At 71.6% G+C, this 12,754-nt stretch carries 15 protein-coding genes; 8 read left to right on the top strand and 7 right to left on the bottom strand.

Annotation, left to right across the window (positions count from 1 at the left end; all coding sequences use genetic code 11):
• The first annotated feature begins 12 nt into the window (after window positions 1-12).
• Entirely contained in the window at window positions 13-573 is a 561-nt protein-coding gene (locus V6U86_RS13715; RefSeq protein ID WP_334502813.1) for a GNAT family N-acetyltransferase, read from the top strand.
• Window positions 574-620: 47 nt separating this feature from the next.
• Here the strand turns inward: V6U86_RS13715 and V6U86_RS13720 are convergent, their stop codons facing one another.
• From V6U86_RS13720 to V6U86_RS13730, 3 genes are read right to left on the bottom strand one after another with little or no spacing between them, the layout of a single operon-like run.
• Entirely contained in the window at window positions 621-1,310 is a 690-nt protein-coding gene (locus tag V6U86_RS13720) for a hypothetical protein (protein ID WP_334502817.1), read from the bottom strand.
• A gap of 24 nt (window positions 1,311-1,334) precedes the next feature.
• Complete coding sequence (locus tag V6U86_RS13725) at window positions 1,335-2,003, bottom strand: DUF305 domain-containing protein (protein ID WP_334502819.1); 669 nt, start codon at window positions 2,001-2,003, stop codon at window positions 1,335-1,337.
• A 14-nt stretch (window positions 2,004-2,017) separates the two neighbouring features.
• Window positions 2,018-3,901 carry a sigma-70 family RNA polymerase sigma factor gene (locus tag V6U86_RS13730; RefSeq protein WP_334502821.1) on the bottom strand — a complete coding sequence of 628 codons (1,884 nt, stop codon included), beginning with the start codon at window positions 3,899-3,901 and terminating at the stop codon, window positions 2,018-2,020.
• 320 nt (window positions 3,902-4,221) lie between these two features.
• Between V6U86_RS13730 and V6U86_RS13735 the strand changes: the two genes are divergently transcribed.
• Entirely contained in the window at window positions 4,222-4,407 is a 186-nt protein-coding gene (locus tag V6U86_RS13735) for a hypothetical protein (RefSeq protein ID WP_334502823.1), read from the top strand.
• 227 nt (window positions 4,408-4,634) lie between these two features.
• Window positions 4,635-5,441, top strand: coding sequence for an RNA polymerase sigma factor SigF (locus V6U86_RS13740; protein ID WP_334502825.1), 807 nt, complete (start codon window positions 4,635-4,637; stop codon window positions 5,439-5,441).
• Window positions 5,442-5,462: 21 nt separating this feature from the next.
• On the opposite strand, the gene V6U86_RS13745 is transcribed toward V6U86_RS13740, so the two are convergent.
• On the bottom strand, window positions 5,463-6,530 hold the full coding sequence (locus V6U86_RS13745; protein ID WP_334502827.1) for a DUF2855 family protein: 1,068 nt from the start codon (window positions 6,528-6,530) through the stop codon (window positions 5,463-5,465).
• 222 nt (window positions 6,531-6,752) lie between these two features.
• Window positions 6,753-6,926, bottom strand: a complete 174-nt coding sequence (locus V6U86_RS13750) for a hypothetical protein (protein ID WP_334502830.1) — start codon at window positions 6,924-6,926, stop codon at window positions 6,753-6,755.
• Window positions 6,927-7,259: 333 nt separating this feature from the next.
• On the opposite strand from V6U86_RS13750, the gene V6U86_RS13755 reads away from it, so the two are divergent.
• A complete protein-coding gene (locus tag V6U86_RS13755) occupies window positions 7,260-7,466 on the top strand; it encodes a hypothetical protein (protein ID WP_334502832.1) in 207 nt (68 codons plus the stop codon).
• Here V6U86_RS13755 and V6U86_RS13760 read toward each other — a convergent pair.
• Window positions 7,451-8,332, bottom strand: a complete 882-nt coding sequence (locus tag V6U86_RS13760; RefSeq protein WP_334502835.1) for a helix-turn-helix domain-containing protein — start codon at window positions 8,330-8,332, stop codon at window positions 7,451-7,453. The two genes, V6U86_RS13755 and V6U86_RS13760, sit on opposite strands and share 16 nt — an antisense overlap.
• A gap of 155 nt (window positions 8,333-8,487) precedes the next feature.
• Between V6U86_RS13760 and V6U86_RS13765 the strand changes: the two genes are divergently transcribed.
• Complete coding sequence (locus tag V6U86_RS13765; RefSeq protein ID WP_334502837.1) at window positions 8,488-9,354, top strand: oxidoreductase; 867 nt, start codon at window positions 8,488-8,490, stop codon at window positions 9,352-9,354.
• Window positions 9,355-9,373: 19 nt separating this feature from the next.
• Here the strand turns inward: V6U86_RS13765 and V6U86_RS13770 are convergent, their stop codons facing one another.
• Window positions 9,374-10,843, bottom strand: coding sequence for an MFS transporter (locus V6U86_RS13770; protein WP_334502839.1), 1,470 nt, complete (start codon window positions 10,841-10,843; stop codon window positions 9,374-9,376).
• Window positions 10,844-11,069: 226 nt separating this feature from the next.
• On the opposite strand from V6U86_RS13770, the gene V6U86_RS13775 reads away from it, so the two are divergent.
• The 3 genes from V6U86_RS13775 to V6U86_RS13785 form a co-directional block, all read left to right on the top strand.
• Window positions 11,070-11,549 carry a winged helix-turn-helix transcriptional regulator gene (locus V6U86_RS13775; protein WP_334502841.1) on the top strand — a complete coding sequence of 160 codons (480 nt, stop codon included), beginning with the start codon at window positions 11,070-11,072 and terminating at the stop codon, window positions 11,547-11,549.
• Between the two features lie 115 nt (window positions 11,550-11,664).
• The gene (locus V6U86_RS13780) at window positions 11,665-11,907 is read left to right on the top strand and encodes a hypothetical protein (RefSeq protein ID WP_334502843.1); all 243 of its coding nucleotides are present in this window, start codon (window positions 11,665-11,667) and stop codon (window positions 11,905-11,907) included.
• Window positions 11,908-11,938: 31 nt separating this feature from the next.
• Window positions 11,939-12,754: DUF222 domain-containing protein (locus V6U86_RS13785; RefSeq protein ID WP_334502845.1), on the top strand; the 816-nt coding region annotated here is incomplete at its 3' end.

Genomic DNA, 12,754 nt, shown 5'->3' on the forward strand with positions numbered 1-12,754 from the left:
GGACGGCGCCCGATGACGTACCAGGAGAAGATCGCCGGCCTCGGCGAGCTGTCGTTGGTGACGGTGGACCCCGACCGGGACGCCGCCCTCCTGCACGGTTGGGTGACCCTTCCCCGCAACTCCTTCTGGGGCATGGGTTCGCACACCCTCGAAGAGGTACGCGAGGTCTACGCCTTTGTGGACGGTCTCTCCACCCACCACGCGTACCTGATCATGATTGACGGGGAGCCGGTCGGCCTCTTCCAGAGCTATCAGCCCGAGGCCGACCCGGTGGGCGAGAGCTATCCCGTCCAACCCGGCGACGTGGGGATGCACCTGCTGCTCAGCCCCGATCGACGCCTCGCCCGCAGCCTCACCAACGCGGTCGGCCCGGCGGTGGCACGCTTCCTGTTCCGCGACCCGGCCGCGCAACGGATCGTGGTCGAGCCGGACGTCCGCAACCACCTCGCCCTGCGCCGACTGGAGATCGAGGGCTTCACCTTCGACTCGGAGATCGACATGCCGGACAAGCGGGCCCAACTCGCGTTCCTGACCCGCGCCCGGTTCGCGGAGAGACACCAGACACCGGCCTGACCGGCAACCCGACCGTCAGCCGTTGCCTGGTGGCTGGTGGGTGACGGTCAGTTGTTGGCGTTCCAGAAGCCGACGAGGGTCGCGGTCCACCAGCCGACCTGCGAGATGGTGGCGGCGGCGACACCGGGCAGCAGGACGGACCAGGGCGGACGGCCCCGCACGGCCACGAGCCGATCCCGCACCCGGCCGAGGAACAGCCCGTTGATGCCGACCACCAGCACCGCGAGCAACTTGACCCAGACCAGCCCGGACGACGTGTCCGGACCCAGGGCGGCACCACTGGCGAGCAGACCCACCAGGCCCAGCCAGATGAGCAGGTGCGCGCCGCGTGCGGCAGTCAGCACGGTGCCGAGCGGTTCCCTGCGCAGCAGCCAACGGAGGCTGAACCAGTCCACCGTCAGCACCGCACCGAAGCCCACCACGAGACAGGTCAGGTGACAGAAGAGGGCGACCATTCGCGCACCCGGCGAGAGGGTGACGTGCGGCGCGACGAGGATCGCCAGCAGCCACCCGAGACTGACCGCCAGAATCGGGGCGACGATGGCGGCGCGGCCGGCGGCGCGACGGTGACCACCGCGCCAACCAGCCGCGGGCTCCGCGTCGGGCAGCGGTGCGCTGCGGAGCCGGTGCGTCGCGCGCCCCGCCGGGCGGACGGCGCCCGACGTGCCGGCTCGGTGGGCGGGGTTGGACGCCCGGGGCGCTGGGCGGACGTCGGCGGGCAGGTCAGACGTCCGCATCGGCCGGTCTTCCGGGCGGCATGCTCAGCCGACCGATGCGGTGGTGGGCGCGCCGGGCCGGTTGTCCAGCGTGCTCAGCTCGGCGGCCCGCGCCTGCTGGATCCGGCCGGCCAGCGCCTTCAACTCCGGGCTTTCCCCGCTGGTCTGCTCGCCCCGGCACAGCACCACGGTCTGCGCGAGGTGCGCCCGGATCAGCGCAACCGCCCGGGTCGGCACCTCGGCGTCGGGCGCGGCACGCAACTCGGCCAGGCTGGCCTCGGTGACCATGCCGGGCATCTGGTGCCCCTCGTGGATGTTCAGCTCCGGCATGTTGCCCGCGGCCAGCAGCCCCCGCAGGTCCCGCAACTCGGCCTGATGAGCCTTCCGAAGCTCACCGAGAAGGGCACGCAACGACGGGTCGGCGTCCGCCGGTCGGGTGTCGAGCTGGTCGATCAGTGCGAGCGCGCCCTCGTTCATCGGGATCAGCAGTTGGATGAAGGCGTCGTCGGTGCCGTTGAGCACCACCGGCGCGGTCGGCACCGCTGCGGCCGACGAGGCTGCGGCCGAGGAGGCCACCGGTGCGTGGTCGGTGCGGCCCCAACCCTGGGTGAGACCCACGGTCAACACCGTGGCGACCAGGGTCGCGACCACGCCGACCAGCCGCCCGGGCCGGACGCGAAGCCCGGGGCGTTCCGCCATGGCTTGTTCGTCCATCCGTCCGCCCCTGCTCACCGGGCGGCTTGGAACGCGCGGCCGACCACTGTCGCCTCGGCCCCGTCGCTGAACAACCCGGACCGGTCCTTGGCCGTGGCGGGTAGCCCGAACCAGGCGTAGCGCTGCAGGTAGGGGAGTTGGCCGAGCATGGCGGTGGCCGCCGTGAGGAAGGCCGCCTGCTGCTCCTGACTGGGAAACTGCGAACCGCCCGCGCCGAAGCGGATCAGCGCGAACTCGGTCAGCCAGATCGGCTTTCGATACCGCTGGTAGACGGCCTGAAGATACTGCCGGAGTTGGGCCACCGCGGTGGCGGTCGTGAAGTCGGCGCCGAACCAGTGCAGCGTGATGAAATCCACCCGGTGGCCGCGGGCCTGTGCGCCGGTCATGAACCTGTCCAGCCAACCCTGCGGGTCCGGCCCACCCCAGGCGACAGCCGGGCTGCCCAGCCTGCTGCCCGTCGCCATCAGCTGCGGCCACAGGTCCAACGCCTGCTCGACGGTCATGTTCGCCTGGTCGGGCAGGTCCGGCTCGTTGAAGGTGAGCAGGTACGGCCCGGCGGCCTTGGCCCGAGCCAGCTCCGTGGCGGTGACGTTCTCCGCGCTGCGGATCATCGGCACGAACGTCGCACCGCGCGGAGTGCTGATCCCCGGGTGCTGGGTGCCCCAGGTGTAGTACCAGCCGGCCTTGGAGTTCGCCAACGCCTGACTCGCCCCGGCGAAGTTCCACACCCCGACGCCCTTGCGTGCGGAGCTGACCACCGGCGTGACCGGAGGTTTCGACGAGGGCCGTGCGCTCGGCGAGGGCGCGACGCTCGGGGGGACGACGGCGGTGGGTGCCGCGGATGGCGGCGCCGCCCACGAGGGTGCGGACGGATCGTCCGGCAGGATCACCACCGCCATGGTGATGGCCACGACGGCGGCGGCCACACCGGCGGCGAGGGACGGCACCAGGCCACGGGGCCGGTTCACCGCGAGGTCGACGATGCTCTGGCCGCCGCCGGCATCGGTGGACACCGCCCCGGGTGAGGTCGGCCCGGCGGCAGGCGCGACCGTGGGAGCCGGGGGCGCGACGGCCTGCGCCGCGGCTGTGGGGGCGGCCGCGCTCGGCAGGTGGGCGCCGAGACCCGCCGGCAGCGGCAGCAGCGGCAGGCCGGCGAGCAGCCGGTCGATCGGCAGGAGCGTGCTTCCCAGCCGGGCACAGAAGGCGCAGTCGCGGACGTGTCGAGCCAGTCGCTTGCGCCACAGCGAGCTGGGCACGCCGTCCCACTCGGTGGCCACGACGCCCAGGTCCGGGCAGCCGGGGCGGGCGCGGAGCGCGCGTACGACGCCGCGGGCGCTCTGGATCTGCTCCTTCATCCGGTGGACCCGCACCGCGACGTGCCCCGGTGACAACCCGAGCGCGTCGGCGACCTCGTTGCGGGTGATCTCGCCGGTCTCCTCCAGCCACCACAGCGAGAGCAGTTCCTGGTCGTCCGGGTCGAGCCAGCGGGTCGCCTCGGCGACCTCGCGTCGTTGGTCGGTGAGGCCGAGCCGGAGAATCGTCATCCCCGCGAAGTCGGAGGCGGGGTCGGGCACGTTGTGGATCGCGTCGAGCCCGGCATCGCGGTTGAGAGCGACGCGCCGGCGTGTCTCCCAGTCACGAACCTGGCGAATGGTGATCGCCACCAGCCAGGACCGGTAGGCCGCCGGGTCGTTGAGCGCGGGCAGGTATCGGATCACCCGTACCAACGTCTCCTGGACCACGTCGTCGACGTCGGCGTGCCCCCGCAGCGCACGCCCGACGATGTTGTAGACCAGCGGGAGCGACGCCGCGACGACATCGTCGAGGGCCCGCTGGTCGCCCTGCCGGGCCGCGACGACCAACCCGACATCGGGCAGTGCTCGACCGGCTGACGACATGGGTCTCACTCCTTGGGTGCTCGTTCGCGCGGCGCCCACGCTGGGTGCGCTGACCGCCCTCAAGATCGGAGACTTGCGGCAGCGGGCGGGATTACAGAATTCTCGGACGGCTGGTTCGCCACAAGCGACGCGGGTTCGTCGGCGGCGCATACGGGGCGACGACGCCGGGTATGGTGCGGGGTGTCGGTGTCGCCGGGCGCTCGCCCGTGCACAGGACACCGCATTCGGGCGCCAGCGTGTGCGCCGAAGCGTCACCGGGTCGCACGGCCGACGTTGCCGAGGCCTCAGACGCACCCCTCTCGTAGAGACAGGATCCCTGTATGACATCGAACGACAACGGTCGACCTGCCCTGTTCCTCGCCACGTCGAACGGCGACGCGCTGGACGGACCGGCGGTGACCTTCGACAGCAGCGAGGAGGCCATGCGGCAACTACGCCACCCGTTCGCTGTGCAGTCGGCCCCGCCGGCCCCGGCCGCTGTCGACGCCTCGGAGCAGCGCGGCTGACCCGAGCGCGCCGTCCCGCAAACGCCAGGGTCATACTTTCGGCTAGAAAATAGTCGACCTTTCGGGTAGTGTCCGGGTCATCAAGTGAACGACATGACGCGGTGGCGAGGCCCGTGCTCGTGGCCTTGCGACAGCGCACCTTCGCCCGTGTGTGCGCCCCGGCGTTAGCCGGTTCGGAGATCCTTCCGGTCGACTCGATCGACGGGCCTGCGGGAAGGACCATCCACATGGCCACCATCGTCGACAACGCGACCAGCACACGCGCCGATCAGCGGAGCAGCGACCAGAGCCCGGACGAGCTCCTCGCCACGATGAAGGCGACCCGGGCCGACGACCCCCGCCGCGCGGCACTGCGGGACCGCGCCATCGAGGCGTGGCTGCCACTCGCCCGGCACCTTGCGCGCCGCTACGGCGGACGCGGCGCGCCCGACGACGACCTGGCCCAGACCGCCTTCGTCGGGCTCATCAAAGCCGTGGACAACTTCGACCACAGCCGAGGTGTCGACTTCAGCGGGTACGCCATTCCCACAATCATCGGCGAAATCAAGCGCTACTTCCGGGACCGCACCTGGGCCGTACGCGTGCCCCGCCGCCTCCAGGAGCTGCGCCTGTCGATCAGCGCCGCGAACAGCGCCCTGACCCAGACCCTCGGCCGCTCGCCGACCGTCGCCGACATCGCGTCCTACCTCGACGTCTCCGAGGAGACGGTCCTGGAAGGGCTGGAGGGGGCGCGCGCCTACCGGGCCACGTCGCTGTCCACCCCGACCGGCGCCGACGGCAGCCGGGAGCTCGGCGACACCCTCGGCGACGACGACCAGGCGTTCGATCTTGTCGAGCTCCGCGTCGCCCTCGCTCCGGCCCTCGCCACGCTGCCGGAACGCGAACGCCAGATCCTGAGCCTGCGCTTCCACGGCAACCTGACCCAGGCCCAGATCGCCGACCGGATCGGTGTCTCGCAGATGCACGTGTCCCGGCTGATCACCCGCTCGCTGGCCGCGCTGCGCCACCAGCTCAGCGACGACATCGCAGCCTGAGCGCCGCACCCCGTCAGCCGTTCAGAGTTGGATGACGTGACCCACCCGGGGCGGCGTACGACCGGCGAGAACGTCGAGCCACGCGTGTTGCAGCGCCGTCGGCCCGGCACCCACCCGAACGTCGAGCCACCCGCTCACGACGGCGGCGAAGCGTTGCCAGGCCGCGGTGAACCGCTGATCGAGCCCGTCGCGGCCCCAGTCGTGGCTGCGCTTGCGCATCTGCACCGGCGCGAAGAACACCTCCTCGGCGGCGTCCGCGTTCGGCGTCTGGTTGGTGAGCCCGACCGCGATGTCCCGGACGAGCCGGTCACCGAGGCGCTGGCGCAGGGCGGCCCGGGTCGACGGCGCGCCGGACAGGTCGAGGTAGACGGTCGGGACGACGTCGAGGGTGTCGATGTCGTCGTACGACACGACCTCGTCGTAGCACCCGAGCGACCGGGTGAACGCCAGGTTGCCGGGTGAGGTGAGACCGATCAGGCGCGGCCCGCGCCGGTGCAGCTCGAACGCGGCGGCGTACGCGGTCTTGCTCGACGCCGACGACACCAGCAGCGCCTCGGCCCCGTAGAAGTCGTTGTCGACAACCTGGTCGGCCAGCATGAACGAGGTGAAGAAGAGCGGCCGGAACAGGATCAGCAGATCCTCCTGGTCGCGCTGGTACGCCGGGTCGCCGGTGGTAGACCGGTACGCGTTGTACGGCGACGGCAACTCGGCACGGTGCGGGCTCGCCTCGCGGAACCCGGACGCGTCCACCCGGTCCGGCCGCACCACGAGGTGACCGGCGGGCGGAAGGTAGCCGTAGATCCGTTGCCCCACCTCGACCCCCGCCACCGCCGAGGCGACCACCTCGGCGAAGCCCCAGAGCGGCGGCAGGCCCCACTGCGGTCCGAGCCCCTGGGCGTCCGGCGGGAAGAACTCCCAGTAGCGCATCGCGTCGCCGAGCACCGCGTAGGTCACGTTGTTGGCGGTGAGGCCGACGCGGTCCACGCGCAGCAGCGCCTCGCCGTCGGCCACGGCGGGGGTGACGCCATCGACGAGCGTGGTCTGCCCGAGGTCGTCACGCGCCACGGCGAAGGTCCATGAGTCAGCCATGAGGTGACGCTAGACAGCCTCACAATCGGAGACAAGTGCACTGCGAGTGCAAAATCCCACTGCGTGCGGGTCGGCGGCCGGGCACCCGGCGTCTACCGAGCCGCCCCCGCCCCGGGGGCGCGTCGTGATCAGCGCGTCGTGATCAGCGCGTCGTGATCAGCGCGTCGTGATCAGCGCGTCGTGATCAGCGCGCCGCCGGCGGACGGCCCGAGCGGCGCCACCTCACGAGGACGGCGCATCGGCGAGATCGGCTGGGTCGAGGTCCAGGGTGGCGAGCAGCCCGGAGTGCTTGGCCGGGTCCACGCGCTCCGGCAGCTCCCGCTCGACCCAGTCGGCCCGGGCCTGCTGACCCCGCTCACGAAGTGCGGCGACGATCCGGTCCCTGGCGATCCTCATCTGGTGCTCCTTCATCAAGGCGTTCGGGACAATATGCACGAAGGATGAACCTGCGTGCTTGCGCCGGGCGAGCGATCGCCGGCCGACGACGACGCCTCGCCCGGTCGGGACGCGGTCCACGGTCAGCCGATCCGACCGGTGGTCGCGGCGACGGAGAAGATGAGCGGTAACGCCCCTGGCGGGCTGGTGGCGACGGCGTCTGACGGCCACCGGGTCCCCCGGGCGACCTGTTCACCGTACGCCCTCGCGGCGGCCCCGCCGCGTCTGCCCGGCCCCGACGCTGGTCAGGGTGCGATACGCGGCAGTCGGATCGCGCTGTCGTCGTAGACGCTGATGCGGTACATGATCCTCGTCAACCGGGCCACCGGGGTGGAGGCCGCCCCGGTGATCGTGGACCGCAGCACCGGTCGCCCGCTCGACGACGCCGACTTCGTGTTCGCCGCCGGCCCGGCCGCCAGCGAGACCACGCGCAGGCGTTACCAGCACATCGCCATCCAGGCGACCCCGCAGCGGCCCGGACCGGCTCACTCCAGCGGATAGAGACGCGCCGGGTCGCCGGGTCGGAGGCTGTCCGGCACGTCGTCCGCGGTGCTGGCGGCGATCGAGCCGAGCAGCGCCAACGAGCGTTCGGACTCCGTACCCGGCTCGGCGTGGTAGATCACCAGAAGCTGCCCGTCGGCGCCCGCCACCGCGAGCTTGTCGCAGTACAGGTCGAGCTCGCCCACCTCGGGGTGGTGCAGCCGGCTGACGATGCCCTCCCGTCGACGCACCTCGTGGCGCGCCCACAGCCGCCGAAAACAGTCGCTCTTGAGTGACAACTCCCCCACCAATGCCGTCAACCGTGGGTCGTCGGTGTCCCCGCCCGCGTCGGCACGCATCTGCCCCACCACGCCCTGCATCGCCTGCCGCCAGTCGCGGAACAGCTCCCGCTCGGCCTCGTCCAGGAACACCGCGCGGAGTCGGTTGGCGCCCGGGACGAGATTCGGCGACAGCGCCCTGGCCATCGGGTTCGAGGCCAGGATGTCGAGGTAGCGGTTCTGCACGAAGGCCGGCATGGTGAGCTGCCGCAGCAGGTGCAGGATGCTGGCCGGCACCCGCTCGGTGGCCGGTCGGGCCGCCCGGCGCGACCGCGCACGGCTCAACCCGATCATGTACGAGGTCGCCTCCGGGTCGAGCCGCAGCACCCCGGCGAGGGCATCGAGGACCTGCACCGACGGGTGCCGCTCGCGACCCTGCTCCAATCGGAGGTAGTAGTCGGCGCTGATGCCGGCCAGCATCGCCACCTCCTCGCGCCGCAGCCCCGGCACCCGGCGCAGGCCCACGCCCGGGCCGAGCCCGACGTCCTCGGGCCGGGTCTGCTCGCGGCGGGCACGCAGGAAGTCGCCGAGCGGATTCGTTGCGTCCATGCCATCGACGGTAGATCGCCGGACCGCCCGGTGACTGGCTGTGTCACTACCAGGAACAGCTCGCCCTGCCGCCCGGATGGGTGCCGACGGACAGTCGTCGGAGGGCCGGTTCCCACCGGCCGCACGTGCCACGACGACAACGGACAGAGGACGACATGAGCGAAAATCTTCCCGGTGGTGCCCTAACCCCCGCCAACGGCCTCACCCTGAGCCGGATGGGCTACGGGGCGATGCAGTTGGCCGGCCCGGGTGTCTTCGGCCCGCCCCGCGACCGCGAGCAGGCGCTCGCCGTGCTCCGTGAGGCCGTCGACCTGGGCGTCCGGCACATCGACACCAGCGACTTCTACGGACCCGTCGTGGTCAACGAGCTGATCCGCGAGGCGCTCCACCCGTACCCCCAGGATCTGCACCTGGTCACCAAGGTCGGCGCGCGACGCGGCGCCGACGGCTCCTGGATCCCGTCTCTGACGCCGGATGACCTCAAGGCCCAGGTCCGGGAGAACCTGGACCACCTCGGCCTGGACGTGCTCGACGTGGTCAACCTGCGGCTGGGCATGGCGAAGGGCACCATGGGCGCGCCGCTCGGCGCACAGTTCGCCGCCCTGGCGGAGCTGCGGCAGGAGGGCCTGATCCGGCACCTCGGGCTCAGCAACGTCACCCTCGACCAGCTCACCGAGGCCCAAGCGATCGCGCCGGTGGTCACCGTGCAGAACCTCTACAACCTCGTCAACCGGCAGGACGACGCCCTGGTCGATCGGTGCGCGGCGGAGAACATCGCGTTCGCGTCGTTCTTCCCGCTCGGCGGGTTCACGCCGTTGCAGTCCGACATCCTCGACGGCGTGGCTGCCCGGGTGGACGCCTCGCCGCAGCAGGTCGCCCTCGCCTGGCTGCTCCAGCGATCCCCCACCACCGTGCTCATCCCCGGCACCTCCAGCGTGGCGCACCTGCGGGAGAACGTCGCCGCCTCCGACCTGAAACTGCCGGCCGACGCGATCGAGGAGTTGGACCGGCTCGCGTCCTAGTGCTGGTGCGGCCTGGTTCCTAGTGCTGGTGCGGCCGGTTGCGGATGAGGGTGAGCGCGAGCACGGCGGTGACGAGGAAGACGACGCCGTTGATCCGCAACCCGGCCTGGACACCCGAGGTCAGTGCCTCGGCGATCGCCGCTCGGACCGGGTCGGGCAGCGGTTGGTCGCCGTTGGCACCGGAGGCCACCGCCGCCTGCACGGCCGTGCGGGTGGGTTCGCCGACCTGGTGCGCGGCGAGCCGGCCTGGCAGGTCGGCCACCATCGTGGTGGTGAGGAGCGTGCCGAGCAGGGACGAGCCGAGCACCGAGCCGACCTGACGGGCGGCGTTGACCGCCCCGGAGGCCATCCCGGCCTGGGGTGGCGCGACGCTGGCCATCGCCGCCGCCGTCGCCGGGGCCACCACCAGAGCGCTGCCCGCGCCGAACAACACGAACAGGGCCCAGCGGTGATCGAACGACGTGGTCGGCCCCTGGTTCGCCAGGGCGAAGCTCGCCACCGCACCGAGGACCAGGCCGAGGGTCAACGGCGCTTTGAATCCGGTACGACGAATCGCCCGCCCGGCACCGAAGGCGACCAGCACGTAGGTGCCGAAGAGCACCAGCAACCGCCAGCCGGTGTCCAGCGGGCTGAGCGCCTGGGCACGTTCGTGGAAGAGGACCAGCAGGATCGCCACGCCGGTGAAACCGAACAGCGACACCGCGCCGACGACCATGACAGCGCTGAACGACGCGGACCGGAACAGCCGTACGTCGAGCATTGGCGCTCTGGTCCGCAACTCGACCAGCACGAACACGACCAGTGCGACGACCGCGACGACCCAGGCCGTCGACACCACCGGGCTGGTGTAGCCGACCTTGCCGCCCTGGATCAGCGCGTAGACGGCGGCCGCGATCGCGACGGTGCCCAGCAGCAGGCCGGGCACGTCGAGTCGGGCCGTACTCGGCCGGAACTCGGCCACCCCGACGACGGCGACGACGAGGGTGACCACGCCCAGCGCGATCGTCGACAGGTAGACGCTGTGCCACTGGTAGTGCTGCAACAGCGCGCCCGCGATGAGCGGGCCGATCGCCAGCCCGATGCCGGACGCCGCCGACCAGGCGGTGATGACCTCGGTCCGGCGGTGCGGGTCGGTGAAGGTCGCACCGAGGATCGCCAGGCTGTTCGGCAGGATCAGAGCGCCACCAAGGCCGGCGACCAACTGCCCGGCGATCACCCAGCCGACGGTCGGAGCGCTGGCCACGACGGCCGCGCCGATGATCATCGCGATGACCCCGGCGGCGAACATGCGCCTGCGCCCGTACCGGCTGCCCAGGGTGGCCGCGGAGAGCACGACGCTCGCCACCATCAGGGTGTAGGCGCTGGGGATCCAGACCAGGGTGGTCGGGTCGACCCGCAGGTCCTGCTGGATCGTGGTCAGCGAGGAGACGGTGGCGGTGATCTGCAGGAACGTGATCATCGCGCCCAGGCACATGGCGATCAGGGTCACCGGGCGGGAGCCGCGGAAGGATGAGCGGGCAGTGGCCGCCGGCTCTGGCGTTGCCGGTCCGGGCGGAGCCGCTCTGGGTGGAGTAGCTCCGGGCGGGGTCGAGGCCGTGGCGCTGGTGGTCACTGAAGATCCTTCAGGCTAGTAGTCTGGCTTGCTTCTGCCAAAGTCAGCGCGACCCAGTGAAGCACCTGGCTAGCCATTACGCAAGTCAGGTATGCTGGGCGTCATGGCAGACCTACGAGAAGATCGCGATTCCTGGTCGAGCGAGAACTGCTCGGTGGCCCGGGCGATGGACATCGTGGGCAGCAGGTCGACGGTCCTGATCATGCGCGAGGCCCTGCTCGGCACACGCCGCTTCGACGACTTCGTCCGCCGGGTCGGCGTCGGCGAGCCCGCCATGGCCACCCGACTCAAGGAGATGGTCACCGCCGGGCTACTCGAACGCATCCCCTACCGCGAGCCGGGGCAGCGCACCCGCCACGAGTACCAACTCACCCGCAAGGGCCGCGAACTCCTGCCCGTCATCACCGCACTGCGCAACTGGGGCGACACCTGGGCCGCCAACGAAACCGGCCCGTCCGTCATCGCCACCCACCACGACTGCGGCGAACCGATCCGCGCGGTGCTCCGCTGCACCGCCGGCCACGACATCTCGCACGACGACGTCGACATCATCGCCGGCCCGGGCCTCGTCCGGCGCGACTGACCAGAGCGTCACCGGCCACGCGACCTGCATCACCGGCTCCGGCCCGCTCTTCGCCAGCCGCGCTGGACGACCTCTCTCGCGACACCTTGGCCCGGCGACAACCGTGAGTTGACGCGTGCAGCGCGGCGCGGCTCAGCGCGACGCGGCCCAGCGCGACGCGGCCCAGCGCGACGCGGCCCAGCGCGACGCGGCCCAGCGCGACGCGGCCCAGCGCGACGCGGCCCAGCGCGACGCGGCCCAGCGCGACGCGGCCCAGCGCGGCGCGGCGTTCCTTAATGATCACGCCCGGTCCGCCTCGGTTCGCGGAGCGGCCCTGATGGGCATTGGGCGTCGCCGACCCATTGATCATCTTGCCTGAAAGTGTCGTACGTCTGTTCTAGTGTCGGGTCATGGTTGAGGAGTTGGCCCGGGCAGATGACGCGGTCGCCGCCTGCGTCGATGCCGCCGCCTGGGCCCTCACCGAAGAGGATCTGATCGCCGCTCTCGACGCCACGCACCGCCTGGAGCAGCGCCTCGCCGCTGTCAAGCTGACCCTGGTCCGCGAGATCGACGGCCGAGGCACAGCCCACACGCAGGGTGCCTCCTCCACCGCGGTGTGGTTGCGGGAACGACTGCGACTCACCGTCTCCGCCGCCCGCCGGCTCGTCGACCTCGCCACGGCTCTCGACACCGGCAACCCCGGCATCCGACAAGCGTTGGCTGATGGCGCCATCAGCCTCGACCAGGCTCGGGTCGTCACCGACACCGTCACCACCGTACAGCAAGCCGCCGGCGCAGAGGCCGCCGACAAGGCAGTGGGGGTGCTCGTCGACTGGGCCGGGCAGTTCGACCCCACCCTGCTCCGCAAACTCGGCACCCGCATCCTCGACCACGTCGCCCCGGACCTCGCCGACGCCGCCGCAAAAGCCGCCCTCGACGCCGAAGCCGCCCGCGCCGACCGCGACCGGCACCTCACCCTGTCCGAGCAGACCGACGGTCGACTACGCCTCACCGGCATCCTTGACGCCGAAACCGCCGGCCTCCTCCGCGCCGCCATCGACCCGCTGACCGCACCATCCGGCCCCGACGACCAGCGGTCCCCCGGGCAACGCCGCCACGACGCCCTCGCCGACGTGTTCCGACTCGCCCTGCGCACCGGCGAACTGCCCGACAGCGGCGGTGATCCCGCCCAGATCGTCGTCTCCACCAACTACGACAGCCTCGCC

It is taken from the genome of Micromonospora sp. CPCC 205558 (assembly GCF_036902955.1).
Lineage (GTDB): Bacteria > Actinomycetota > Actinomycetes > Mycobacteriales > Micromonosporaceae > Micromonospora.

Coding starts and splice junctions, on each gene's coding strand:
- V6U86_RS13720 (WP_334502817.1), bottom strand. CDS start 1,310: ATGCGGACGTCTGACCTGCCCGCCGACGTCCGCCCAGCGCCCCGGGCG.
- V6U86_RS13725 (WP_334502819.1), bottom strand. CDS start 2,003: ATGGACGAACAAGCCATGGCGGAACGCCCCGGGCTTCGCGTCCGGCCC.
- V6U86_RS13730 (WP_334502821.1), bottom strand. CDS start 3,901: ATGTCGTCAGCCGGTCGAGCACTGCCCGATGTCGGGTTGGTCGTCGCG.
- V6U86_RS13750 (WP_334502830.1), bottom strand. CDS start 6,926: ATGAGGATCGCCAGGGACCGGATCGTCGCCGCACTTCGTGAGCGGGGT.
- V6U86_RS13760 (WP_334502835.1), bottom strand. CDS start 8,332: ATGGACGCAACGAATCCGCTCGGCGACTTCCTGCGTGCCCGCCGCGAG.
- V6U86_RS13765 (WP_334502837.1), top strand. CDS start 8,488: ATGAGCGAAAATCTTCCCGGTGGTGCCCTAACCCCCGCCAACGGCCTC.
- V6U86_RS13715 (WP_334502813.1), top strand. CDS start 13: ATGACGTACCAGGAGAAGATCGCCGGCCTCGGCGAGCTGTCGTTGGTG.
- V6U86_RS13775 (WP_334502841.1), top strand. CDS start 11,070: ATGGCAGACCTACGAGAAGATCGCGATTCCTGGTCGAGCGAGAACTGC.
- V6U86_RS13735 (WP_334502823.1), top strand. CDS start 4,222: ATGACATCGAACGACAACGGTCGACCTGCCCTGTTCCTCGCCACGTCG.
- V6U86_RS13745 (WP_334502827.1), bottom strand. CDS start 6,530: ATGGCTGACTCATGGACCTTCGCCGTGGCGCGTGACGACCTCGGGCAG.
- V6U86_RS13740 (WP_334502825.1), top strand. CDS start 4,635: ATGGCCACCATCGTCGACAACGCGACCAGCACACGCGCCGATCAGCGG.
- V6U86_RS13755 (WP_334502832.1), top strand. CDS start 7,260: ATGCGGTACATGATCCTCGTCAACCGGGCCACCGGGGTGGAGGCCGCC.